This window comes from Paraburkholderia sp. CI3 (assembly GCF_050436505.1).
GTDB lineage: Bacteria > Pseudomonadota > Gammaproteobacteria > Burkholderiales > Burkholderiaceae > Paraburkholderia > Paraburkholderia tuberum.
Genome location: NZ_JBNDMI010000004.1, coordinates 720,297 through 744,222, shown reverse-complemented (window position 1 = coordinate 744,222; position 23,926 = coordinate 720,297). Strand labels below are relative to the sequence as shown.

The following is a 23,926-nucleotide window of genomic DNA, read 5'->3' as shown; positions in this document are numbered from 1 at the left end:
TCAGAGTTTCAAAGGTTCGACAATTCCCGACCAAACGCCTTTTCGGCTCCTGCCGCTTTTGGCCGTTGTTGACAGTTTCAAACGATGGTTCAGGGGCGACCTGCACGCCGCCGCGAAAGACCCGAGGACGTCGGGTGCCCGCCCATCTTGCGCCGGACCCTCTGGCAGAACACCCCAACATGGTCACAACATGGGCACAGCCGGAGGGTGATAACGTGCAATCCCCTGCTGCGCAAGGCTCTTGGAAAGCCTTCATTCGCCAGGGACTTGCGAAACGCGACAGGGCTGGACTGAATATAATGACTGTTTGCCTTAGCCAAAGTCAGAATTGACTGTTCCCGGAATCCATGAACACACCGCTCGTGAACACCTCAGGTAACGCTTCCGGTCTCACTCCCGCCACGGCGGCGCCCGCCGCCCTGCCCATCCTGCCGCGCCCGTCGGCCGAAGAATTCACCGCCGTGCTCGAGCATGGCGCGTACATGCTGCTACCGCAGTTCGGCGTGATCGACACGACCGGCGACGACGCGGCGAGCTTCCTGCACGCCCAGTTGACCAACGACGTCCAGCATCTCGACGCCGCGAACGCGCGCCTCTCCGGCTACTGCTCGGCCAAGGGCCGGTTGCTCGCGTCGTTCCTCAGTTGGCGCAGCGGCGATACGATCCGCCTGCTGGTATCGAAAGACCTGCAGGCCGCGGTGCAAAAGCGGTTGTCGATGTTCGTGCTGCGCGCAAAGGCCAAGCTCGCCGACGCGAGCGGCGAGATCGCGGTGGTCGGCCTCGCGGGCGACGTGCGCGGCGCGCTGTCCGGCGTGTTCGACGCGCTGCCCGACGGTGTGCACGTGCAGGTCGACGGCACAGCGGGCACGCTGATCCGCGTGCCCGATGCGTTGGAGCGGCTGCGCTATCTGTGGATCGGCCCGAAAGCGCAGATCGAAGCGCTGCTGCCGTCGCTCGACGGCAGGCTAAAGCGCGTGTCGCCGGCCGTGTGGGACTGGCTCGACATCCGCGCGGGCGAGCCGCGCATCACGCAGCCGGTCGTCGAGCAGTTCGTGCCGCAAATGGTCAACTTCGACGTGCTCGGCGCGGTCAATTTCCGCAAGGGCTGCTATCCGGGTCAGGAAGTGGTCGCGCGCAGCCAGTATCGCGGCACGATCAAGCGGCGCACGTCGCTCGCCAACGTCGCCGGCGAGCTGGACACGGTGCGGCCCGGCACCGAGCTGTTCCACTCGGACGATCCGGGCCAGCCGTGCGGGATGATCGTCAACGCGGCATCGGCGCAAGGCGGCGGCGTCGATCTGCTGGTCGAGATCAAGCTCACGGCGCTCGACAGCGGCAGCGTACATGTCGGCGCGGCCGACGGCCCCGCGCTGCGCTTCCTGGCGCTGCCCTACGGGCTGCCGGCCGAAGTCTGATCGTTGGAGAGGGTAAAGAGCGGCGCAATCGGGCGCCGTTTTTTATTGGCTGCTTTATTCTCGTCTGTTTTTTGCCGCTTTCGTTTGCCGCCTGTGTCGCTGCATCAGGCGGCCGCCCCATGCTCTGAACGGGAGATGCTCCCCGATGTGCCTGATCGTTTTCGACTGGCGACCTGATGCGCTCGATGGTCCGCTGTTCACGCTCGCCGCGAATCGCGACGAGTTCTTCCGCCGCACGGCCGAGCCGATCGGCTGGTGGCGCGACGCGCCGGAGGTGCTGGGGGGCCGCGATCTCGTGGGCGGCGGCACGTGGCTCGGGTTATCGCGCGACGGCCGCTTCGCCGCGCTGACCAATTACCGCGCGCCGGGCGAAATGCGCGCCGATGCGCCGACCCGCGGCACGCTCGTCAGCGACTGGCTCACGAGCGCCGCGCGCGACGCCGACGGCAATCCGCACGAGACGCCGCTCGCGTATCTGCGGCACGTCGCGCAATCCGGCGACATCTACAACGGCTTCAATCTGCTGGTCGGCGACTGGACGCGTCGCGAGCTCGCGTGGTACTGCAATCGCGGCGCCGTCGACGCAAACAGCGGTCCCGCGCTGCTCGCGCCAGGCACGCACGGCATCTCGAACGCGGTGCTCGATACCGCGTGGCCGAAGCTGGTCAAAAAGCGCGGCGAGCTCGGCACGCTGCTCGCGCGCGATCCGATGCCGCCGCTCGAACGCCTGATCGATCTGATGCGCGATCCGCGCCTCGCGCGCGACGACGAATTGCCGTCGACCGGTATTCCGCTCGAACGCGAACGCGTGCTGTCGGCGGCGTTCATCGAATCGCCGGACTATGGCACGCGCAGCACCACCGCGCTGCGCGTCGCCGCTTATGGCGACGTGATCGGCGTCGCTGTCGCCGAGCGCAGCGACGACAACGGCTCGCACCGGATCGTGCGGCCCGGCGATTTCGAGCGCAGCTTCGCGTTCAATGTCGAGCGCGACCGGATGAGCGTGGCGTGATCGTTTGAGCACCGCCCTCACCCGATGCCGAATGCCGCGCGCAACGCCGCCGCGGCGTCCGCATGCGCCTGCGCGACTTCGGGCACGAAGCCGCCCATCTTGAAGAACTCGTGGATCATGCCGGCGTAGCGTTTGAGCGTGACCGGATTGCCGAGCGCACGGAGTTTCTCCGCAAAGGCATCGCCCTCGTCGCTGAGCGGATCGTATTCGGCGGTCGCGATCCACGCAGGCGCGACGCCGCGAAAATCCGGCGCACCGCGCTCGCCGTCGAGCGGCGCGAAACGCCAGTCGTCGCCGATCGCCGCTATCTCGCACGTAGTGCTCGAAGAACCACTGGATCGTGTCGCCCGACAGCAGGAAGCCGTCGGCGAGGCGCGAGTGCGAGTCGGTCTGCTGATGGCCGGTCGTGCCCGGATAAATCAGCAATTGCAGCGCGAGCACGAGGCCGGCGTCGCGCGCGAGCACCGCGCAAACCGTCGCGAGTGTGCCGCCCGCGCTATCGCCGCCCACCGCGAGCCGCGTGCCGTCGATGCCGAATTCGGCCGCGTGCGCGTGCAGCCAGCTGAGGGCGTCGAAGGCATCGTCGACAGCGGTCGGAAACTTGTGCTCGGGCGCGAGCCGGTAATCGACCGACAGCACCGCGCACTGGCCGTCGCGCGCGAACATCCGGCACAGCGCATCGTGCGTATCGACGCTGCCAACCGTAAAGCCGCCGCCGTGGTAGTACACGAACGCCGGCAGCGGCTCGGCCCAGCCCGGCTCGACCGGACAGTACAGGCGCGCGCGGATCGTCGCGCCGTCGCGCGTCGGCACGCGCAGATCTTCGACGGAGAACATCGGCGCGCTCGCGATCTCGAGGATCGGCGCGCTTTTCTCGTACGACGCGCGCGCCGCTTGCGCGCTCATCTGGTGGTACTGCGGGCGTTTGGCCCGCGCGATCATGTCGAGCACCTGCTCGATCGTGGGATTCAGCGGCATGGTTTCGGCAACGCGGTGCGCGTCGCGCATCGGGCGGCGCGCAGTGCGCCAAGGGTTGACAAAAGCAGGCGCACCGGCCGCGCAGCCGGCCGCTACTGCGCGCTCTTCACCTCGGGCTTCAGCGACATCGGATCGGATGGCTCGCGCAACTGCTCGATATCCTCGTGACGCAGCTTCACGGTCGCCATGATGCCCGGATGCGTGATGATATAGAAACGCCGCGCGGCGATCGCCTCGAACGCGATGTCGGCGACATCGTCGGCGGTGAGCTTGCCCGACTGCACCGCGCGCTGCAACTGCTTGCCGGCCGCGATCTGCGAGCGCGTCGGCCGGTCCGCGTTGCGCAACTCGTCGGGACGCGCGCGCTCGGCCTCCGCGATGCCGGTCGGCACGAAGGCGGGACACAGCAGCGAACAGCCGACCTCGCCGCCCGTGCCGGCCTGCGCGAGCTTCAGGTCGTGATACAGCGTCTCGGACAGCGCCACCACCGCATGCTTCGACGCGTTGTAGATGCCCATTGCCGGCGGCGCCAGCAGCCCCGCCACCGACGCCGTATTGACGATATGCGCGGGCTCCTTCTGCGCGAGCATGATCGGCGCGAACGCGCGCACGCCGTGCGCGACACCCATCACGTTGACGCCGAACACCCACGACCAGTCGTTCGCCGAGCTTTCCCACAGGAAGCCGCCGGTGCCGACGCCCGCGTTGTTGAACAGCACGTGGACCTTGCCGAACGCGGCGAGCGCCGCCTGCGCGAGCGCCTCGACCTGCGCGGCGTTCGACACGTCGGTCGGCACGCCGATCGCCTCGGCGCCGGTTTCGCGCAAGGCGTCGACGGTTTGCGCGAGCTGGTCCGCGTTGACGTCCGCGAGTACGAGCTTCATGCCGAGCGCCGCGCCCTTGTGCGCGAACGCGCGGCCAAAGCCGCTGCCCGCGCCGGTGATCACCGCCACCTTGCCCGCGAATTCGAACATTCTGTGACTCCCTGGTTGAGCGGCGGCTTGCCGTTGCATGATCACGTCGCGCTCAGATCAGCTTGACCAGTTGCTTGCCGAAGTTACGGCCCTTCAGCAAGCCGATGAATGCCTCGGGCGCGGCTTCGAGCCCTTGCGCGATCGTCTCGCGATAGTGCAGCTTCTTTTGCGCGACGAGCGTGCCGAGCTGCTTGAGCGCCTCGGGCCACACCTCCATGTGTTCGCTGACGATGAAGCCCTGCACGAGCAGCCGCTGCGTCAGCATCAGCGACGGATGCTTGAGCGGCAGCGGCTGGCCGGCATAGCCCGCGATGAAGCCGCACAACGCGATGCGCCCGAACGCGTTCATGCGCGCGAGCGTCGCGTCGAGCCCGTCGCCGCCGACATTCTCGAAGCAGCCGTCGACACCGTCGGGCGTGACGGCCTCCAGGTCCTGGTACAGGTTACCGGCCTTGTAGTCGACGCACGCGTCGAAGCCGAGCGTCTCGACCACATAGCGGCACTTGTCCGCGCCGCCCGCGATGCCGACCGCGCGCGCGCCCGCCGCCTTCGCGAGCTGACCGACCACGCTGCCCACCGCGCCGCTCGCCGCGCTGACGACCACCGTCTCGCCGGCCTTCGGCGCGATGATGCGGTTCAGCCCGTACCATGCGGTGACGCCCGGCATGCCGACCGGCCCGAGATACGCCGACAGCGGCACATGCGTGTCGTCGACCTTCTGCATGCCCGTGCCGTTGGAGGTGCCGTACTCCTGCCAGCCGAACATCGCGACGACCTTGTCGCCGACCGCGAACTTCGGATTCCTCGTCTCGACGACCTCGCCGACCGTGCCGCCGATCATCACTTCGTTCAGCGGCTGCGGCGCCGCGTATGACTTGCTGTCGTTCATGCGTCCCCGCATATACGGATCGAGCGACAGGTAGTGGTTGCGCACCCGTACTTCGCCGTCCGCGAGCGGCGCGAGCGGCGTTTCGACGAGCTTGAAGTTATCGGGCGTGGCTTCGCCTTGGGGGCGCGAAACCAGCAGCAATTGGCGATTGATCTGGGCCATGCGGTCGTCTCCTTGGGTTATGGGGTGCTCAGTCGCTCGGACCGGGCTTCGCCGCCGGGTCGCTGCGCAGACGCTGCCGCGTGACGTCGCGGCCCACCGCGAGGCGGCGCATGTATTTGAAGGTGCCGAGCGCTTTCGCGACGAAGTGGCCTTCGCTGTCGCGGATCTCGCCTTCGCAATAGGCCATCGTCGTCGAGCGATGCAGCACGCGGCCGGTCGCGCGCAACTCGCCGCGTCCCGGCTGCATGAAGTTGACCTTCATCTCGACGGTGACGACGCCGACGCCGTCGCCGGCGAGACTGCGCGCGGCCATCGCGAGCGCGACGTCGGCGAGCGTCATCGTGACGCCGCCATGCGCGACGTCCCACGTGTTCATATGATCGCGTTGCAACGGCAGCACGACTTCGCTGACGCCGTCGGCGGCCGACAACAACTGTGCGCCGAGACGGTCGATGAAGGGGCTTTCGGGCAACGATGCATGGCCCGTTCTGGATGAGGTGGATGGATCGGTCATGGCTCAGATATCTGATTTCGTAGCCGACGGCGCGTGTCGAGCCTTCGGCGGGAAATGATACCCGCTATCGCGTTGGCGCATGAGCTGCCATCCGTGCCGCGAGGCGCCCCAGTCTGCGCACCGCTTCGTCGGTTAGATCCAGATCCGCACTCGGACAGCTGAGCCGAATGAAGTGATCGAAACGCCCGGCGTTCGAAAATACCGTGCCCGGCATGATGCGAATACCGTCATGCAACGCGGCGTCGAATAAAGCCGACGAAGATACGTGACGCGGCAATTCGATCCAGAAAAACATCCCGCCGCGCGGCGGCGTGAACCGCGTGCCGTCGGGAAACGATGCCGCCACCGCCGCGGCCATCCGCTCGCGCCGCAGCTGCAAGCTCTCGCGCAAACGCCGCAAATGGCGCTCGTACGCACTCGTCTCCAGGAACCCGGCGAGCACGACTTGCGACAACTGCTCGTTGTGGCGCGACTGCGCGAACTTCAGCATGCCGATGCGCGGATGCCACCGGCCACCGTTGATCCAGCCGACGCGCATGCCAGGCGCCAGCGTCTTGTTGAACGATGTGCAATGGATCACGGTGCCATCGGTGTCCCACGCCTTCAGCGAGCGGGGCGGCGGCGCGGCATCGACGAGCTCGCGGTAGGGATCGTCCTCGATCAGCGCGATGCCGGCGCGCGCACACAGTTCGACGAGGCTCGCCTTGTGCGCGTCGGGCATCACGCTGCCGAGCGGGTTTTGCAGATTCGGCACCACCACGACCGCCTTGATGTCGGGATGCGTGTGTAGCGCGAACGCCAGCGCCTCGATCGCGAGGCCAGTGCTCGGGCTGGTCGGAATTTCGAGCGCGCGCAGACCGAGACTTTCGAGCGCCTGCAGCAAACCGAAGAAGCACGGCGATTCGACCGCGACCGTGTCGCCCGGCTGCGTCACCGCGCGCAACGCGAGGTTCATCGCTTCGACGCCGCCGTGCGTCATGATGATGTCGTCCGCGCCGATCTGGATGCCGGCCTCGAGCGCGCGCCGGGCGATGATCGCGCGCAACGCCGGATCACCCTGATCGGGCCCGACGGCGGTCAGCAAGGTGGGCCGCCGGCGCAACGCGCGCACCGCGGCCTTTTGCAACGCATCGGTCGGATAGAGATCGGGCGACGCGGTCGCGCCGCCGAGATTCAGCGCGTGCGGATAGCGCTGAAATTTCGACACGAGCGCCGAAATCTCCGAGTGAATGCCGACGAACTGCGCGGCGGCGCCGGGCTGCATCGCGAGATCGGGCTCGGCGGCGCAGGGCAACGCAGCCGTCGGCGGCACGCGCACGAAATAGCCGGCGCGCGGCCGCGCGTCGATCAGCGCGGCGCGTTCCAGTTCGCGATAGCTCTCGGTCGCCGTCGCGAGGCTCACGCCGTGGCGCCGCATGAACGCGCGCATCGACGGCATGCGCTCGCCCGGGCGCAGCGCGCCGTTGCCGATCGCGCGGCGGTATTGGTCGGCCAGTTGCCGGTAAAGCGGCTGGCGCTCGGCTGGCCGGTCCGTCGAGGGACCTTGCGGTGTGAAGAGGGGTTCGCTCATGAACCGATGGTGCGGATAGTCCGCGCGCCGCGACAGATACACATCGACGTGATTCGGACCGATACAGCCTGACGAAACGCACCACTGTACCGGTTCAGATCGTCGACAGCTGCGCCTGTTTTCATCCGGACGGATTCCCTAAGCTGTGTGACACGAAGACGGTTTAAAGGAATCGGTCATGCCTGTGCGTCCATACCACGATCGCTTGTTACCCGGTGCAGAAGTGGATTGCACCGCGGCGTCGCATCTTGCCGCCGGTCAGATGGCCCTGCACGACTTGCGCGCGCGCAGTTCGATCATCGCGGTCGAAGGTGCATTGCAACTCGTCTTCCGCGATCATTCGCTGACCTGGCTCGGCAACGACGCCCCGCTCACGTCGCTCACGTTGCACGAAGGCGAGCGGTTTGTGACCTCGCAACGTGGCGTCGTGTCGATCCGCGCGACGCAGGCCGATCGCGCTGCATTCATCGTGCTGCCTGCACACGCTGAACACAGCGCACGCGGTTTCGTTCTGCAAGCCGCTAGGCGTCTCGCTTGCGTCATGCGCACACGGTGGCGGCGCGCCGCCTGAAACGTCGCTGCGCGCGCCACGTGGCCCGTTACAATGCATGACCAACCCGCTTCGTTCGAGGTGCAGGTCATGTCATTCTTTCGCGCGCTGCAGCCGGGCCTGGTCTCACGGGTGTGGCGCCTGTTCGCCGCCGTCGTCGCTGTCACGCTGACACTCGCTGGCTGCGCGGGCCTGTTCGGCGCCGACCCGTTGCGCGTCAATGTGGCGGGCATCGAGCCGATCGCTGGCCAGGGCATGGAGATGCGCTTCAACGTCAAGCTGCGCGTGCAGAATCCCAACGACTCCGCGGTCAGCTTCGACGGCGTGTCGCTCGATCTGGAACTGAACGGCAAGCCGTTCGCCAGCGGCGTCAGCGACCAGAGCGGCACCGTGCCGCGCTTCGGTGAAACCGTCGTCACCGTGCCGCTGACCGTGCCGGCTTTCGCCGCGGTTCGTCAAGCCTTTGCGCTAGCCGGCGCCGCGCAGTCGGGACAGGTTCCGTACGTTCTGCGCGGCAAGCTCGCGGGTGGCGTGACCGGTACGACGCGATTCACCGATCAGGGGACGCTGAGCCTGCCGTCGTCGGACACGGGCTCGTAATGACGCCGGCCCACGCCCGCTCAAACCACTTCGAACAAACCCGCCGCGCCCTGCCCGCCGCCGATGCACATCGTCACGGCGACGAACTTCACACCGCGCCGCTTGCCTTCGATCAGCGCATGGCCGACGAGCCGCGCTCCCGACACGCCGTACGGATGGCCCACCGCGATCGCGCCGCCGTTCACGTTCAGGCGGTCGTGCGCAATGCCGAGCTGGTCGGCGCAATAGAGCACCTGCACCGCGAACGCTTCGTTCAGCTCCCACAGGCCGATGTCCTCGACCTTGAGGCCGGCTTTCTTCAACAGCTTCGGCACCGCGAACACCGGCCCGATGCCCATCTCGTCGGGCTCGCAGCCGGCCACCGCGAAACCGCGGAAGATGCCGAGCGGTTGCAGCCCTTCGCGTTCGGCCAGCGTCGCGTTCATCACGACGCAAGCGGATGCGCCGTCCGAGAACTGGCTCGCATTGCCCGCGGTGATCACGCCGCCCGGCTGCGCGGTGCGGATCTTCGACACGCCTTCGAGCGTCGTGTCGGCGCGGATGCCTTCGTCGCTGCTGACGGTCACTTCCTTCGTGTAGAGACGGCCGCTCGCCTTGTCGGCGACGCCGGCGAGCACCGTCAACGGCACGATTTCGTCCTTGAATTTACCGGCTTCGAGCGCGGCCGCCGCGCGTTGCTGCGAGCGCACGCCGTATTCGTCCTGGCGTTCCTTCGAGATCGAGTAGCGCTTCGCGACGTTCTCGGCGGTCTGCAGCATCGACCAGTAGATTTCCGGCTTGTGCTCGGTGAGCCAGCCGTCGGTCATCATGTGGCGGTTCATCTCGTTCTGCACGCACGAGATCGACTCGACGCCACCCGCGACATACACGTCGCCCTCGCCGGCGATCACGCGTTGCGACGCAAGCGCGATCGTCTGCAATCCCGACGAGCAGAAACGGTTCACGGTCATGCCCGGCACGCTGACCGGCAAGCCCGCGCGCAATGCGATCTGCCGCGCGATATTGCCGCCCGTCGCGCCTTCCGGATTCGCGCAACCCATGATCACGTCCTCGACGCGCGCCGGATCGAGCTTCGCGCGCTCGACCGCGGCCTGCGTCACGTGGCCGCCGAGCGTCGCGCCGTGCGTCATGTTGAAACCGCCGCGCCACGATTTGGCGAGACCCGTGCGGGCGGTGGATACGATTACGGCGTCAGTCATGCATGTCTCCAATTGCAGTGTCAAAAGTGGCGCGCCGGCTCACTGCCGTGCGTTCAAAAGCGCATCACCGCGCCGCCTCTGTCGTTTGACGCGAGCGATGCGGAGGGAACCCGCACCGCTCAATTCGTGGGCTGAAGCCAGCCGCGCTCAGCCGTTGAACCCGCGACCTTCGGCCGCGAGCTTCGCGATGCTCGGCGCGAGCTTCCACGCGTCGCCGTTCGGCCGCGCCGCATAGCGGCGAATCGCGCGCTCGACGTTGTAGAGCCCCACCGTGTCCGCGTACAGCATCGGGCCGCCGCGATGTAACGGGAAGCCGTAGCCGGTCAGATAGACCATGTCGATATCCGACGCCTTCGACGCGATGCCTTCCTCGAGAATCTTCGCGCCTTCGTTGACGAGCGCGAACACCAGACGCTCGACGATTTCCTCGTCGCTGATCTTGCGGCGCTCAGAGCGGGTTTCCTTCGAGTACTCGCCGATCATTTCGTTGACCACGCCCGAAGGGTATGCGGTGCGATCGCCCGCCTCGTAGTCGTACCAGCCGCCGCCGGTCTTCTGGCCGAAGCGGCCCATCTCGCACAGACGGTCGGCGATCTTCGAGTAGTGCATGTCGGGGTGTTCGAGATAGCGGCGCTTGCGGATCGCCCAGCCGATGTCGTTGCCGGCGAGGTCACTCATGCGGAACGGACCCATCGCGAAGCCGAACTTCTCGATGGCCTTGTCTACCTGCGCTGGCAGCGCGCCCTCTTCGAGCATGAAGAGCGCCTGACGAACGTATTGCTCGATCATCCGGTTGCCGATAAAGCCGTCGCACACGCCCGACACCACCGCGGTCTTCCTGATCTTCTTCGCGAGCTTCATCACGGTGGCGAGCACGTCCTTCGCGGTCTCCTTGCCACGCACGACTTCGAGCAGCTTCATCACGTTGGCCGGGCTGAAGAAGTGCATGCCGACCACATCCTGCGGACGTTTCGTGAACGCGGCGATCTTGTCGACGTCGAGCGTCGACGTGTTCGACGCGAGGATCGCACCGGGCTTCGCGACTTCATCGAGCCGGCGGAACACCTGCTCCTTCACGCCCAGCTCTTCGAACACGGCTTCGACGATCATGTCGGCGTGCTTCAGGTCGTCGTAGGACAGCGTCGGGCTCAGCAGCGCGAGGCGCTGTTCCATCACCTCGGGCTTCAGCTTGCCTTTCCTGACGGTCGCCTCGTAGTTCATGCGGATCGTCGCGAGACCGCGGTCGAGCGCCTCCTGCTTCGTTTCCAGCAGCGTGACCGGAATGCCCGCGTTCAGGAAGTTCATCGCGATGCCGCCGCCCATCGTGCCGGCGCCGATCACGGCCACCCGCTCGATGTCGCGCACCGAAGTATCTGACGGCACGTCGGGAATCTTGCTCGCCGCCCGCTCACCGAAGAACGCGTGACGCAGCGCGCGGCTCTCCGGTGTCTGCACGAGCGCGATGAAGCATTCGCGCTCGAATGCGAGGCCCTTGTCGAAGCCGTCCTTCACACCGGCTTCGACCGCGTCGATGCATTTATGCGGCGCCGGGAAGTTCTTCGCGAGTGCCGCGACGCTATTGCGCGCGAACTGGATGAAACCGGCCGCATTCGGATGTTCGATCTTGCGCTCGCGCACCTTCGGATGCGGGCCGGCCTCGGCGCCGACCTTGCGCGCGAACGCGAGCGCGGCTTCGGCCAGTTCGGCGGGATTCGCGACGACTTCGTCGAACAGCCCCGAATCGGCGAGCTTTTCCGAGAGCACCGGCGCGCCCGACACGATCATGTTCAGCGACGCTTCCAGACCGATGGCGCGCGGCAGACGCTGCGTGCCGCCCGCGCCCGGCAGGATGCCGAGCTTCACTTCGGGCAGCGCGATCTGCGCGCCGGCCGCGGCGACGCGGTAATGCGCGCCGAGGGCAAGTTCGAGGCCGCCGCCCATCGCGACGCTGTGGATCGCCGCGACGACCGGCTTCGCGCTGCCTTCGACGGCCTTGATGACGGTCGCGAGCGTCGGCTCCTGGGTCGCCTTCGGCGTATTGAATTCGGTGATGTCGGCGCCGCCCGAAAAGGCCTTGCCCGCGCCCGTCAGCACGACGGCCTCGATGGCCGGATCGTTCTGCGCGCGCTCGAGCCCTTCGACGATACCCGCGCGCGTCGACAGACCGAGCCCATTGACGGGCGGATTGTTCAGCGTGAGGACGGCCACGCCGTCACGAGTTATGTAGTCCACTGCCATCTGCGTGCCTCCGTGCGATCCATGCATTGAGGCGGCGCATGATGCGCCGCCCGTCCGGTTCATCGAGCCTGCTTATGGTCAGACTTTTTCAAGCGACGGTTCCGGGGTCAGCAGGCACGATACACCAAAAAAGAACGAACGTTCAATTTATTCCCGAGTGGGGTTTCCCCTGGGACTCGGGGGTCAGCGGACAGCTGCGGCCGTCTTCGAGCGCGGACGGCAGCACGTGGTCGCGGAACAGATCGCGCAGCTTCAGCTTCTGCAGCTTGCCGGTCGCCGTGTGCGGCAGGTCGTCGACGAACACGACGTCGTCGGGGATCCACCACTTCGCGACCTTGCCGTCGTAGTGCGCGAGCAGTTCGTCGCGGGTGACGTCTTGCCCCGCGCGTTTGACGACGACGAGCAACGGGCGCTCGGTCCACTTCGGATGCGCGCACGCGATGCACGCGGCTTCCGCGACCGCCGGATGCGCGATTGCGACGTTCTCGACGTCGATCGAGCTGATCCATTCGCCGCCCGACTTGATCACGTCCTTCGAGCGATCGGTGATGTGCAGGAAGCTGTCGGGGTCGATCGTCGCGACGTCGCCGGTCGGGAACCAGCCGTCGATGAGCGGCGAGTCTTCCTTGCGGAAATACCGGTCGATGACCCACGGCCCGCGCACGTGCAGATCGCCGAACGCGACACCGTCCCAAGGCAGCTCGCGGCCATCCTCGCCGACGATCTTCATGTCGACGCCGTAGATCGCATGACCCTGCTTTTCGAGCAGTTTGCGCTGATCGGCGAGCGGCCGCTGGCTCTGCTCCCAGGTCAGCTTCGACAAGGTACCGAGCGGCGACATCTCCGTCATGCCCCATGCATGGATCACCTGCACGCCGTAGTCGTCCTCGAGTATCCGCAACATCGCGGGCGGACAGGCGGAACCGCCGATCACCGTGCGCTCGAGCGACGAAAACCTCGCGCCCGTTTCGCGCAGGTGGTTCAGCAGACCGAGCCACACGGTCGGCACGCCGGCCGAGAACGTGACGCGTTCGCTCTCCATCAGTTCGTACAGCGACTTGCCGTCGAGATCCTTGCCGGGGAACACCAGCTTTGCGCCGGTCAGCGGCCCCGCGTGCGCGAGGCCCCATGCGTTGACATGGAACATCGGCACGATGGGCAGCACCGAGTCGCGCGCCGACAGGTTCATTGCGTCGGGCAACGCCGCGCCGAACGCGTGCAGCACCGTCGAGCGATGGCTATACAGCGCGCCTTTCGGATTGCCGGTCGTGCCCGACGTATAGCAGAGATACGACGCCTGGCGCTCGTCGAGCGCGGGCCAGTCGAAGCGGCCGTCCTGCCCGTCCATCAGCGTTTCGTAGCACAGCACCGACGTTTGCATCGGCGGCCGATGCGCTTCATCGCATAGTGCGATCCAGCCGCGCACGCGCGGGCACTGCGGCGCGAGCGTGTCGACCAGCGCGGCGAACGTCGTGTCGAACAGCACGTACGCGTCGTCGGCATGATTGACGATGTAGGCGATCTGGTCGGGGAAAAGCCGCGGGTTGATCGTGTGACACACGGCGCCGAACCCGGTGGTGCCGTAATACGCTTCGAGATGCCGGTAGCCGTTCCACGCGAGCGTCGCGACGCGTTCGCCCGGTTCGACACCGAGCGCGATGAGCGCCTGCGCGAGCTGCTTCGCGCGCTGCTCGCAATCGCGATAGGTGTAGCGATGCAGGTCGCCTTCGATGCGCCGCGACACGATCCCGGTGCTGCCGAAATGCCGCGCGGCATGCGCGAGCAACGATGACACGGTGAGCGGCACGTCCATCATCTGGCCCAGCAGCGGCGTCGTCATAAGGCGGGGTCTCCTCGGCTTGTTAGTGGGTCGATGGGTTGGCGCAAGATCGTGGCGGCGTCGAGCGCAGCAGCATGGTCCGAACGATGAAGGCGGCCGCCCAGCAGCGCCGCGGGCGCGGACTTACAATATCGGCTAATCCAGAGGCGCTCAACATGTCGTTTTCCCCAAGCTTTGCAGGGCTATCCGCAGCTTTGACGGATCTTTCCAACACACTCGCCACTCCCCCAGCCAACGCGTTCGCGCGGCTCGGCGGCACGTTCCTCACGCGCCTGCCCGCCGCGCCGCTCGACGCACCCTATCTCGTCGGCTTCTCGGCCGAGACCGCCGCGCGGCTCGGGATGCCCGAGGGCATCGAGCGCGATCCGGGCTTTATCGAGCTGTTCTGCGGCAATGCGACGCGCGACTGGCCGGCCGACACGCTGCCTTATGCGTCGGTGTACTCGGGGCATCAGTTCGGCGTGTGGGCCGGCCAGCTCGGCGACGGCCGCGCGCTCGGTCTGGGCGAGCTCGAACACGACGGCGAGCGCAACGAACTGCAGCTCAAAGGCGCGGGCCGCACGCCCTATTCGCGCATGGGCGACGGCCGCGCGGTGCTGCGCTCGTCGATCCGCGAATATCTGTGCTCGGAGGCGATGCATCATCTCGGCATTCCGACCACGCGCGCATTGTGCGTGATCGGCTCCGACCAGCCGGTGCGGCGCGAGACGATCGAAACCGCCGCGGTGGTCACGCGCGTCGCGCCGAGCTTCGTGCGCTTCGGCCACTTCGAGCACTTCTACGCGAACGATCGTGTCGACGCGTTGCGCGCGCTCGCCGATCACGTCATCGAGCGCTTCTATCCGCATTGCAAGGAGGCCGACGATCCGTATCTGGCGCTGCTCGCCGAGGCGGTGCGCTCCACCGCGGATCTGATGGTCGACTGGCAGGCGGTCGGTTTCTGTCACGGCGTGATGAATACCGACAACATGTCGATCCTGGGCCTGACGATCGACTACGGCCCGTTCGGTTTCATGGATGGCTTCGATGCCGGCCACATCTGCAATCACTCCGATACGCAGGGCCGCTACGCCTACCGGCTGCAGCCGCAAATCGCGTACTGGAACCTGTTCTGCCTCGCGCAGGGACTGCTGCCGTTGTTCGGCGAGAAGCACGACGAAAGCGTGCGCGCCGACAAGGCGGTCGAAGATGCGCAGCACGTGCTCGCCGGCTTCAAGGACCGTTTCGCGCCGGCGCTCGAAAACCGCATGCGCGCGAAGCTCGGCCTCGAACAGGCGCGCGACGGCGACGACGCGCTGGTCAACCGGCTGTTCGAAGTGATGCACGCGAACCGCGCCGATTTCACGCTGACGTTCCGCAATCTCGCGCGCCTGTCGAAACACGATGCGAGCGGCGACACGCCGGTGCGCGACCTGTTCCTCGATCGCGTCGCCTTCGACGCATGGGCGAACGACTATCGCGCGCGGCTCGCCGAAGAGTCACGCGACGACGTTGCGCGCGCCATTGCAATGAATCGCGTGAACCCCAGATTCGTACTTCGCAACCATCTTGCGGAGACGGCGATCCAACGCGCGAAGGAGAAGGATTTCTCCGAGGTGGAACGGCTCGCGGCCGTGTTGCGTCACCCGTTCGACGAGCAGCCCGAATACGCGTCGTATGCAGGCCTGCCGCCCGACTGGGCGAACTCACTGGAAGTGAGCTGTTCGTCATGACGCGCCGGCGCGGTTGAATCGCCACGGCCGCCCCACGAGAAAGCACCGAGGCAAACCCGAGACAGGAACCCGACCATGAACAACCCCGACGATCTCAAGCATGACGCCCCAGCCGTACAGAAAAGCGACGCCGAGTGGCGCAAGCAGCTGACCGACATGGAATACCAGGTGACGCGCCATGCGGCCACCGAGCGCCCGTTCACGGGCCGCTACGACGATCACTGGGAACGCGGCGTCTACGACTGCGTGTGCTGCGGCACGCCGCTGTTCGAATCGGACACCAAGTTCGACGCCGGCTGCGGCTGGCCGAGCTATTTCCGCCCCATCAACGGCGAGGTGATCGCCGAGAAGACCGACCGCTCACACGGCATGCTGCGCATCGAGGTGCAGTGCAAGAACTGCGGCGCGCATCTGGGCCACGTGTTCGAGGACGGACCGGCGCCGACCGGTCTGCGTTACTGCATCAATTCGGCTGCGTTACAATTCGAGCCCAAGTAACGCGGCGCGGCAGCATCCCTGCCCGCCTTCGGCGCCGCATTGGAAGTGCGCGCGGCGCCCTTCCAATGCGGCAGTCCCGCTCGCCAGCGGGCACCGCGCACCTTGCACGCCAGGCGGGCGCGCTTCAACGTTCGACTCACTCTCCGACTTCCCGATCAGATAATGAAATTCCTGTTCGATCTGTTCCCGATCATCCTGTTCTTCGTCGCCTTCAAGATCTGGGGCATTTTCACGGCGACGGCAGTGGCGATCGTCGCCACGCTGGTGCAGATCGCGTGGGTGGCGTTCCGCCACCGCAAGGTTGACCCGATGCTGTGGGTGAGCCTCGGCGTCGTCGTCGTATTTGGCGGCGCGACGCTCGTGCTGCACAACGACACCTTTATCAAATGGAAGCCGACCGTGCTGTACTGGGCGTTTTCCGTCGCGCTGATCGTGTCGCAGCTCGGCTTCAACAAGAACCTGATCGAAGCGATGATGGGCAAGCAGATCACGCTGCCGCACGCGATCTGGGGCAAGCTGAACCTGATCTGGGCGGTGTTTTTCGTGCTGCTCGGTCTGCTGAACCTGTTCGTCGCGTATCACTACACGACCGATCAGTGGGTCAATTTCAAGCTGTTCGGCGCGACGGGCTGCCTGCTCGTGTTCATCGTCGGACAGAGCCTGTGGCTGTCTAAGTACATGAAGGAGGAATGACATGAGCAACCTGTTCATGCACGCCACCACCGCCGAGCGCGCCGCGCTCATCGAGGCGCGCCTCGCGGCCGCGCTCGCGCCCGTCGAATCGATCCACATCACCGACGACAGCGCACAGCACGCGGGCCACGCTGGTGCCGCCGCCGGCGGTCATTTCAGTGTCACGATCGTGGCCGTCGCGTTTGCCGGCAAGCCCCGCGTGGCGCGGCATCGCATGGTGTATGATGCGCTGGCCGATGCCATGCAGCGCGGCATTCATGCCCTTGCCATCACGGCGTATACGCCCGAAGAATTTGCTTTGTTGCCCCGCTAGGAACCTTTCGATGACCTTGAAGAAAACCCGCCTCTGGGTATTGCTGGCTGCGTTCGCGGCCGCACCTGCATTCGCACAGAACATCGCCGTGGTGAACGGTACGCCGATTCCGAAGTCGCGCGCCGATGCATTGATCCAGCAACTGGTTCACCAGGGACAGCAGGACACGCCGCAACTGCAGCAGGCCGTGCGCGAAGAGCTCGTGAATCGCGAAATCCTGATGCAGGAAGCGCTGCGTCGCGGGCTGCCGAACCGTCCGGACGTCAAGGCGCAAATCGCGGTCGCGCAGCAAACTGTCGTGCTGCGCGCGCTGATCGAAGACTTCGTAAAGAACAATCAGCCGACCGACGCCGAAATCACCGCGCGCTACAACGCGCTCGTCAAGGATGCGGGCGGCAAGGAATATCACCTGCACCATATCCTCGTCGACAACGAGCAACAGGCGAAGGACCTGATCGCGAAGATCAAGGCCGGCGCGAGCTTCGAGGCCCTGGCCAAGCAGTACTCGAAGGATCCGGGATCGGGCAAGAACGGCGGCGATCTCGACTGGTCGGACCCGAAGGCCTACGTGCCTGAATTCGCGGACGCGGCCATGCATCTGCAGAAAGGCCAGATGACCGACACGCCGGTGCATACGCAATTCGGCTGGCACATCATCCGTGTCGACGGCATCCGCGCCGTCACGCCGCCGCCGCTCGAGCAGGTGCGCGCGCAGATCGTGCAGCAGATCCAGCAGGAAAAGCTGCAGGCGTTCGAAGAGAATCTGCGCAAGAACGCGAAGATTCAGTAAGGGTCGGCGGGCAGATTGTCTTCGGATAGTCCGCCTGGCTCTGAAGCCTGAATGCGATAAAGCCGCCCGTGGGCGGCTTTTTTGTTGCTGCAAGATTTGCAGCGGCGGCGTGCGTGGTTGCCGCCAACAGGAGCCGCCGCACGCGGGCGGCAGCCCCCTGACTCATCAACCGAGCCAGCGACGCGCGTTCTGGAACACGCGCAGCCACGGGCTCGCGTCCGTGCCGATCTCGCCCCAGCCCTGCGGATGCCAGCTCATCTGCACCGCGCGATGCACGCGCTCCATGTGCGGCATCAGCACCGTGAAGCGGCCGTCGGCCGTCGTGACCGAGGTGATGCCCTCGGGCGAACCGTTCGGGTTGAACGGATACTGCTCGGTCGCCTGACCACGGTGATCGACATAGCGCATCGCGACCGCGACCTTCGACTGGTCGCCCTGCTGCGAGAAGTCCGCAAAGCCTTCGCCGTGCGCGACCGCGACCGGAATGCGCGAGCCTTCCATGCCGGCGAAAAAGAGCGACGGCGATGCCTGCACCTCGACGAGCGAGAAGCGTGCCTCGAATTGCTCCGACTTGTTGCGCGTGAACTTCGGCCATGCTTCGGCGCCGGGGATCATCGACGCGAGGCTGCTCATCATCTGGCAGCCGTTGCAGATGCCGAGCGCGAACGTGTCGCCACGACTGAAGAACGCGGCGAACATGTCGGCCAGTTGCGCGTTGAAGCGGATCGTCTTGGCCCAGCCTTCGCCGGCGCCCAGCGTATCGCCGTACGAGAAGCCGCCGCACGCGACCGCGCCCGCGAAATCGGCGAGGTTCGCGCGGCCCGCGAGCAGGTCGCTCATGTGCACGTCGTGCGCGTCGAAGCCGGCGCGATCGAATGCATAGGCCGTCTCCAGATGCGAGTTCACGCCCTGCTCGCGCAGGATCGCGACGCGCGGACGCGCGCCCTTGCCCACGCCCCGAAGGAAGTCCCCTTGGGGGACGCCCCGAAGGAAGTCCCCTTGGGGGACGAAGGGCGCAGCGACATCGTCGGCCGGATCGAAGCTCAGCACCGGCGTGATGCCAGGGTCCGCCGCGTCGAGCAGCGCGTCGTATTCGCCGTCGGCGCAAGCCGGGTTGTCGCGCAGACGCGCGATGCGCCAGCTCACTTCGCTCCACGTGCGATGCAGTTCGGCACGCGGCGCCTCGTAGAGCTTCTTCGCGTCGCGATAGATCTCGATCACGTCGCGCTCGTTGGTCTTGCCGATCACGTGCGAGCAGGCCGACAGACCGTGCTCGCGCAGCGCGGCGAGCACCGCGTCGCGATCGGCCGCGCGCACTTGCACGACGGCGCCGAGCTCTTCGTTGAAGAGTGCGCGCAGCGTGCGGTCTTCGCGGCGGCCGCTGGTCTGCTTCGCCCAGTCCTTCGCGTCGCCGTAATCGGATTCGTGGTGCGCGTCGAGCACGAGCATGTCGACGTTCAGCGACACGCCCGCGTGACCCGCGAACGCCATTTCGCAAATCGTCGCCCACAGGCCGCCGTCCGAGCGGTCGTGGTACGCGAGCAGCTTGCCGTCGCTATTGAGCGCCTGGATCGCGTTGAAAAAGCGCTTCAGATCTTCCGGATCGTCGACGTCCGGCACCGTGTCGCCGACCTGCTGCGTGACCTGCGCGAGAATACTGCCGCCCAGACGCTGCTTGCCGCGGCCGAGATCGATCGCAATCAGCACCGACTCGCCGACTTCGCTCACGCGCTGTAGTTGCGGCGTCAGATGCTTGCGGACGTCTTCAACCGGCGCGAACGCGGAGATGATCAGCGACACCGGCGCGACCACTTCCTTCGCGACGCCGCTCTCTTCCCAGCGGGTGCGCATCGACAGCGAATCCTTGCCGACCGGAATGCCGATACCGAGCGCCGGGCACAGTTCCATACCGATCGCCTTGACCGTGTCGTAGAGCGCGGCGTCTTCGCCAGGCGCGCCGCACGCGGCCATCCAGTTGGCCGACAGCTTGAGTTTGTCGAGCGACGCGATCGGCGCCGCCGCGATGTTGGTGATCGCCTCGCCGACTGCCATACGGCCGGAGGCCGGTGCGTTGATGACGGCGAGCGGCGTGCGCTCGGACATCGTCATCGCTTCGCCGCTGAAGCCTGCGTAATCCATCGTCGTGATCGCGACGTCGGCCACCGGCACCTGCCACGGACCGACCATCTGATCGCGCGCGGTCGTGCCGCCGACCGAGCGGTCGCCGATCGTGATCAGAAACGACTTGCTCGCGACCGTCGGATGACGCAGCACGCTCTGCGCGACGTCCTGCAGCGCGAGGCCGGTCACGTCGACCGGTTCGAGCCTGCGCTCGGCACGCTTTACGTCGCGGTGCATACGCGGCACCTTGCCGAGCAGCACTTCCATCGGCATATCGACTGGCTGGTGCGCGCCTTCCTGCTGTTCGGAATCAATGAGCTTCAGCTGACGCTCGGCGGTGGCCGTGCCGATCACGGCGAACGGGCAGCGCTCTCGCTTGCACATTGCCTCGAACACCGGCAGATCGGCCGGCGCGATCGCCAGCACGTAGCGCTCCTGCGCTTCGTTCGACCAGATTTCGCGCGGCGACAGACCGCTTTCTTCGAGCTGGATCTTGCGCAGTTCGAACAGTGCGCCCTTGCCCGCACCGTCCACCACTTCGGGGAACGCGTTCGACAGACCGCCCGCGCCGACGTCGTGAATACTGAGGATCGGGTTCTTGTCGCCGAGTTGCCAGCACGCGTTGATCACTTCCTGCGCGCGTCGCTCGATTTCCGGGTTGCCGCGCTGCACCGAGTCGAAGTCGAGCTCGGCCGTGTTGGTGCCGGTCGCCATCGAGCTCGCGGCGCCGCCCCCCATGCCGATGCGCATGCCCGGGCCGCCGATCTGGATCAGCAGCGAGCCTTCCGGCAGATCGTGCTTGTGCGTGTGCTGGTCGGAGATATTGCCGATGCCGCCCGCGATCATGATCGGCTTGTGATAGCCGCGCACGAGACCCGCGACGTTCTGCTCGTAGGTGCGGAAGTAGCCGCCGAGGTTCGGCCGGCCGAATTCGTTGTTGAACGCGGCGGCGCCGAGCGGGCCGTCCATCATGATCTGCAGCGGCGAGGCGATGCGGTCCGGGCGGCCGTACGCTTCGTGCTGGTCGGCCGGATTGCGCTGCGCGAGCGGCTGAGCGGTGTCGCGGGCGTTTTCCCACGCCTCGACGCCATCCGGCAGTTCGAGGTTCGATACCGTGAAGCCCGCGAGGCCCGCCTTCGGACGCGCGCCGCGTCCGGTCGCGCCTTCGTCGCGGATTTCGCCACCTGCGCCGGTCGCGGCGCCCGGGAACGGCGAGATCGCCGTCGGGTGGTTGTGCGTTTCCACCTTCATCAGCGTGTGCGTGAGCTCGACGCTGCGGCCATAGTGCTCGGGCAATTCGCTCGCGCCGAGGTCGGCCGGCGTGCGCGGGAACCAGCGCTCGGCCATGCCGCCGACCATGATCGCCGAGTTGTCCGAATACGCGACGATCGTGCCCTGCGGGTTCAGCTTCTCGGTGTTGCGGATCATGTTGAACAGCGACATGTCCTGCTTCTCGCCGTCGATCGTCCAGTCCGCGTTGAAGATCTTGTGGCGGCAGTGCTCGCTGTTGGCCTGCGCGAACATCATCAGCTCGACGTCGGTCGGATTGCGGCCGAGCTTCGTGAATGCGTCGACCAGATAGTCGATTTCGTCGTCGGCGAGCGCGAGGCCCAGTTCCGCGTTGGCGGTTTCGAGCGCGGCGCGGCCGCTCGCGAGCACATCGACGGTTTGCAGCGGCTTGGCCGGCAATTCGTCGAACAGATGCAACGCGTGGTTGCGCGACGGCGCGACGCTCTCGGTCATGCGGTCGTGCAGCGCGGCGGCGACGGCCGCGCGCGCTTCGTCCGACAGCGTCTTCTTGCCGCCGAGCAGGCCGCTTTTCAGCGTCACCGAGTACTCGACGCCGCGCTCGATGCGGCGCACCTGAGTGAGCCCGCACAGATGCGCGATGTCGGTTGCCTTGCTGGCCCACGGCGACACGGTGCCAAAGCGCGGCACGACGAGGACGGTCTCGACCGTGCCACGCTCCTTGCCTTCTTCGAACGGATCGCCGTAGTGCATCAGCGCCTCGATCTTCGCGCTATCTTCAGCGGACAGTTCGGTCTGGGCATTCACGAAGTGCAGATACTGCCCGCGCACGCCGGTGATATTCGGGTCGATGCGCGTGAGCGTGTCGAGCAGGCGGGTTTGACGGAAATCGGAGAGGGCCGAAGCGCCGGGGAAACACGAGAAGTGGGCCATGGGACTTGACGTTGCGTCGCTCATTGATGCCGGGGAGCCGCGCATGCAGGCGACGTGAGGCGGAAAGGAAGTCGCAGATTATACCCCGGGAACGGGCTTCCAGCGGGCTCCGGGGTGCGTGGGCGGCGGGCCGCGCCTGCCCGCGCGAGGCGTCGCCGCGGTGCCCGTCGCGTCGCCGCGCGGGTGTTTTGACTGCTATCATTCGCGTTTCACCAGATCGGCGCACGTGGCCCGGGTTTCACCCGGCGGCGCGCCGCATGTCACAGCCAGCGGGAACGCGCGCGAGCCGCCCGTCGGCACATCGAATCAGAGCATGGATGTCATCGTCATTGGCGGCGGGGTAGCGGGCGTCGCCACCGCTTATCACCTGCGCGCGGCCGGCCACCGGGTATGCGTCGTCGAGCGTCACGCGACCGTCGCGCAAGGCGCCACCTACGGACAAGGCGGCAACGTGCTGCCGACGCCGCTCGACGTCTGGTTCGGCCCGACCTTCATGGCGAGCCGCTACAACGCGAAAAATGGCGTGATCAGCAAGACTGGCTTCAACGGCGCCGCGCGGCAGTTCATCAAGCAGCTCGGAGCATGGCAGGAGCCCGAGGCGTTCGCGCGCCAGTACGCGCTGCTGCGGCCGCTGATCGAATCCTCGCGCGATGCGATGGCCGACGTCGAAGCCCGCTTCGGCCTCGAATTCGAACAGGCGAGCGGTCTGCTGTACCTCGTGCGCAGCGCCCACGAATGGGAGCTGAACGCCGCCGCGCTCGATCTGCTGCACCGGTTCGAGGTGCCGCATCACGTGCTGAGCCCGGCCGAATGCGCGGCGTTCGAGCATGCGGTCCCCACAGATCCTGAATTCGCCGGCGGCGTGCTGTTCGAGCACGAGCGCACCGCGAACTGTCCGCTTTTTACCAAGCTCGTCAAACAGGTGCTCGATACCCAAGGCGGCGTGCAGTTCATGCCGAACTGCGAGGTGACCGGCATTCGTCTCGAAAGTCAGCGCGCGGCGGTCGAACTGGCGCCGCGCGACGGCGCGCCCCGCTCGCGCGAGATCGACGTGGTCCAGGCCGACGCCGTCGTGGTCGCCGCCGGTTACGGCAGCCTCGCGCTGCTCGAACGCGCGGGGCTCAAGCTGCCGCTGCATCCGCTGCGACTGCATTCGCTGGTCGCGCCGATCGCGCACGAGGAATGCGCGCCGCACGTCGCGATCGTCGATGCGGTCAAGCGCATCGGCATCAGCCGCATGAACCATCGGCTGCGGATCGCGGGCGGCGCGGTGCTGCAAAGCGCGAGCCAGATCGACAAGCCGCTCGGCGAAGCGCTGACCAAGGAGGCGCTCGCGTTGCTCGGCCAGGCGACGCACGACTGGATTCCGGGCGCCGCGCGCATTTCGGCGGCGCTGCCGTGGGAAGGCTTGAAACTGCTGTCGCCCGATGGCTTGCCGGTGATCGGCAACGCGCTGCATCCGCGGCTGTTCATCAACGTCGGGCATGGCCCGGCCGGCTGGGGCCTCGCCTGCGGCGCGGGCAAGCTCGTTGCACAGCTGATGTCGGGACAGACGCCGACGTTGCCGCAAGACACGCTCGCTGCATTGAGGCCGGAGCGGTTCCAGTAAGGTTTCGTGCGGTTCCAGGCGGGTATGGCGGGCTGACAGCCCGCTGTCGATACCCCGCGTTCATCGCG

At 66.5% G+C, this 23,926-nt stretch carries 18 protein-coding genes and 1 pseudogene; 10 read left to right on the top strand and 9 right to left on the bottom strand.

Annotated elements, in window-relative coordinates; translation table 11 throughout:
* Positions 1–347: 347 nt before the first annotated feature.
* Complete coding sequence (locus OKW29_RS24925; RefSeq protein ID WP_429292979.1) at positions 348–1,415, top strand: YgfZ/GcvT domain-containing protein; 1,068 nt, start codon at positions 348–350, stop codon at positions 1,413–1,415.
* A gap of 145 nt (positions 1,416–1,560) precedes the next feature.
* Positions 1,561–2,427, top strand: a complete 867-nt coding sequence (locus OKW29_RS24920) for an NRDE family protein (RefSeq protein WP_184033520.1) — start codon at positions 1,561–1,563, stop codon at positions 2,425–2,427.
* 17 nt (positions 2,428–2,444) lie between these two features.
* Here the strand turns inward: OKW29_RS24920 and OKW29_RS24915 are convergent.
* The 5 genes and pseudogenes from OKW29_RS24915 to OKW29_RS24895 all read right to left on the bottom strand — a co-directional run bounded on the left by OKW29_RS24915 (position 2,445) and on the right by OKW29_RS24895 (position 7,514).
* Positions 2,445–3,405 (bottom strand): annotated as a pseudogene (locus tag OKW29_RS24915) (alpha/beta hydrolase).
* A 92-nt stretch (positions 3,406–3,497) separates the two neighbouring features.
* A complete protein-coding gene (locus OKW29_RS24910; protein WP_429292978.1) occupies positions 3,498–4,379 on the bottom strand; it encodes an SDR family oxidoreductase in 882 nt (293 codons plus the stop codon).
* Positions 4,380–4,431: 52 nt separating this feature from the next.
* On the bottom strand, positions 4,432–5,430 hold the full coding sequence (locus OKW29_RS24905; RefSeq protein ID WP_429292977.1) for an NADP-dependent oxidoreductase: 999 nt from the start codon (positions 5,428–5,430) through the stop codon (positions 4,432–4,434).
* A gap of 28 nt (positions 5,431–5,458) precedes the next feature.
* On the bottom strand, positions 5,459–5,944 hold the full coding sequence (locus OKW29_RS24900) for a PaaI family thioesterase (protein WP_026225390.1): 486 nt from the start codon (positions 5,942–5,944) through the stop codon (positions 5,459–5,461).
* Between the two features lie 64 nt (positions 5,945–6,008).
* The gene (locus tag OKW29_RS24895; protein ID WP_429292976.1) at positions 6,009–7,514 is read right to left on the bottom strand and encodes a PLP-dependent aminotransferase family protein; all 1,506 of its coding nucleotides are present in this window, start codon (positions 7,512–7,514) and stop codon (positions 6,009–6,011) included.
* A 178-nt stretch (positions 7,515–7,692) separates the two neighbouring features.
* Here OKW29_RS24895 and OKW29_RS24890 point away from each other — a divergent pair, with 178 nt between their 5' ends.
* Positions 7,693–8,085, top strand: a complete 393-nt coding sequence (locus tag OKW29_RS24890; protein ID WP_429292975.1) for a hypothetical protein — start codon at positions 7,693–7,695, stop codon at positions 8,083–8,085.
* A gap of 69 nt (positions 8,086–8,154) precedes the next feature.
* Entirely contained in the window at positions 8,155–8,664 is a 510-nt protein-coding gene (locus OKW29_RS24885) for an LEA type 2 family protein (protein ID WP_429292974.1), read from the top strand.
* A gap of 20 nt (positions 8,665–8,684) precedes the next feature.
* Here OKW29_RS24885 and OKW29_RS24880 read toward each other — a convergent pair whose 3' ends face one another.
* The 3 genes from OKW29_RS24880 to OKW29_RS24870 form a co-directional block, all read right to left on the bottom strand.
* Entirely contained in the window at positions 8,685–9,863 is a 1,179-nt protein-coding gene (locus tag OKW29_RS24880; RefSeq protein WP_429292973.1) for an acetyl-CoA C-acyltransferase, read from the bottom strand.
* Between the two features lie 147 nt (positions 9,864–10,010).
* Positions 10,011–12,101 carry a 3-hydroxyacyl-CoA dehydrogenase NAD-binding domain-containing protein gene (locus OKW29_RS24875; protein ID WP_429292972.1) on the bottom strand — a complete coding sequence of 697 codons (2,091 nt, stop codon included), beginning with the start codon at positions 12,099–12,101 and terminating at the stop codon, positions 10,011–10,013.
* 142 nt (positions 12,102–12,243) lie between these two features.
* Positions 12,244–13,941, bottom strand: coding sequence for a 3-(methylthio)propionyl-CoA ligase (locus tag OKW29_RS24870; protein WP_429292971.1), 1,698 nt, complete (start codon positions 13,939–13,941; stop codon positions 12,244–12,246).
* A gap of 155 nt (positions 13,942–14,096) precedes the next feature.
* On the opposite strand from OKW29_RS24870, the gene OKW29_RS24865 reads away from it, so the two are divergent.
* The 5 genes from OKW29_RS24865 to OKW29_RS24845 all read left to right on the top strand — a co-directional run bounded on the left by OKW29_RS24865 (position 14,097) and on the right by OKW29_RS24845 (position 17,947).
* Positions 14,097–15,653, top strand: a complete 1,557-nt coding sequence (locus tag OKW29_RS24865; protein WP_429292970.1) for a protein adenylyltransferase SelO — start codon at positions 14,097–14,099, stop codon at positions 15,651–15,653.
* Positions 15,654–15,728: 75 nt separating this feature from the next.
* Positions 15,729–16,151 carry a peptide-methionine (R)-S-oxide reductase MsrB gene (gene msrB, locus OKW29_RS24860; RefSeq protein WP_184033490.1) on the top strand — a complete coding sequence of 141 codons (423 nt, stop codon included), beginning with the start codon at positions 15,729–15,731 and terminating at the stop codon, positions 16,149–16,151.
* A gap of 162 nt (positions 16,152–16,313) precedes the next feature.
* On the top strand, positions 16,314–16,844 hold the full coding sequence (locus OKW29_RS24855; protein WP_085481354.1) for a septation protein A: 531 nt from the start codon (positions 16,314–16,316) through the stop codon (positions 16,842–16,844).
* Between the two features lies 1 nt (position 16,845).
* Positions 16,846–17,157 (top strand): BolA family protein, encoded by a 312-nt coding sequence (locus tag OKW29_RS24850; protein WP_429292969.1) that lies wholly within the window; start codon positions 16,846–16,848, stop codon positions 17,155–17,157.
* Between the two features lie 10 nt (positions 17,158–17,167).
* Positions 17,168–17,947: a peptidylprolyl isomerase gene (locus tag OKW29_RS24845; RefSeq protein WP_429292968.1), complete on the top strand. Its 780-nt coding sequence runs from the start codon at positions 17,168–17,170 to the stop codon at positions 17,945–17,947.
* A 165-nt stretch (positions 17,948–18,112) separates the two neighbouring features.
* On the opposite strand, the gene purL is transcribed toward OKW29_RS24845, so the two are convergent.
* On the bottom strand, positions 18,113–22,249 hold the full coding sequence (gene purL / locus OKW29_RS24840) for a phosphoribosylformylglycinamidine synthase (RefSeq protein WP_429292967.1): 4,137 nt from the start codon (positions 22,247–22,249) through the stop codon (positions 18,113–18,115).
* A 313-nt stretch (positions 22,250–22,562) separates the two neighbouring features.
* On the opposite strand from purL, the gene OKW29_RS24835 reads away from it, so the two are divergent.
* Positions 22,563–23,858 carry an FAD-dependent oxidoreductase gene (locus OKW29_RS24835; protein ID WP_429292966.1) on the top strand — a complete coding sequence of 432 codons (1,296 nt, stop codon included), beginning with the start codon at positions 22,563–22,565 and terminating at the stop codon, positions 23,856–23,858.
* Positions 23,859–23,926 lie beyond the last annotated feature (68 nt).

Bases quoted from the DNA above. Each gene is read 5' to 3' on its own strand.
- OKW29_RS24910 (WP_429292978.1), bottom strand. From the start codon at position 4,379: ATGTTCGAATTCGCGGGCAAGGTGGCGGTGATCACCGGCGCGGGCAGC.
- OKW29_RS24870 (WP_429292971.1), bottom strand. From the start codon at position 13,941: ATGACGACGCCGCTGCTGGGCCAGATGATGGACGTGCCGCTCACCGTG.
- msrB (WP_184033490.1), top strand. From the start codon at position 15,729: ATGAACAACCCCGACGATCTCAAGCATGACGCCCCAGCCGTACAGAAA.
- purL (WP_429292967.1), bottom strand. From the start codon at position 22,249: ATGGCCCACTTCTCGTGTTTCCCCGGCGCTTCGGCCCTCTCCGATTTC.
- OKW29_RS24875 (WP_429292972.1), bottom strand. From the start codon at position 12,101: ATGGCAGTGGACTACATAACTCGTGACGGCGTGGCCGTCCTCACGCTG.
- OKW29_RS24920 (WP_184033520.1), top strand. From the start codon at position 1,561: ATGTGCCTGATCGTTTTCGACTGGCGACCTGATGCGCTCGATGGTCCG.
- OKW29_RS24900 (WP_026225390.1), bottom strand. From the start codon at position 5,944: ATGACCGATCCATCCACCTCATCCAGAACGGGCCATGCATCGTTGCCC.
- OKW29_RS24865 (WP_429292970.1), top strand. From the start codon at position 14,097: ATGTCGTTTTCCCCAAGCTTTGCAGGGCTATCCGCAGCTTTGACGGAT.
- OKW29_RS24850 (WP_429292969.1), top strand. From the start codon at position 16,846: ATGAGCAACCTGTTCATGCACGCCACCACCGCCGAGCGCGCCGCGCTC.
- OKW29_RS24855 (WP_085481354.1), top strand. From the start codon at position 16,314: ATGAAATTCCTGTTCGATCTGTTCCCGATCATCCTGTTCTTCGTCGCC.
- OKW29_RS24905 (WP_429292977.1), bottom strand. From the start codon at position 5,430: ATGGCCCAGATCAATCGCCAATTGCTGCTGGTTTCGCGCCCCCAAGGC.
- OKW29_RS24925 (WP_429292979.1), top strand. From the start codon at position 348: ATGAACACACCGCTCGTGAACACCTCAGGTAACGCTTCCGGTCTCACT.
- OKW29_RS24895 (WP_429292976.1), bottom strand. From the start codon at position 7,514: ATGAGCGAACCCCTCTTCACACCGCAAGGTCCCTCGACGGACCGGCCA.
- OKW29_RS24890 (WP_429292975.1), top strand. From the start codon at position 7,693: ATGCCTGTGCGTCCATACCACGATCGCTTGTTACCCGGTGCAGAAGTG.
- OKW29_RS24845 (WP_429292968.1), top strand. From the start codon at position 17,168: ATGACCTTGAAGAAAACCCGCCTCTGGGTATTGCTGGCTGCGTTCGCG.
- OKW29_RS24880 (WP_429292973.1), bottom strand. From the start codon at position 9,863: ATGACTGACGCCGTAATCGTATCCACCGCCCGCACGGGTCTCGCCAAA.
- OKW29_RS24835 (WP_429292966.1), top strand. From the start codon at position 22,563: ATGGATGTCATCGTCATTGGCGGCGGGGTAGCGGGCGTCGCCACCGCT.
- OKW29_RS24885 (WP_429292974.1), top strand. From the start codon at position 8,155: ATGTCATTCTTTCGCGCGCTGCAGCCGGGCCTGGTCTCACGGGTGTGG.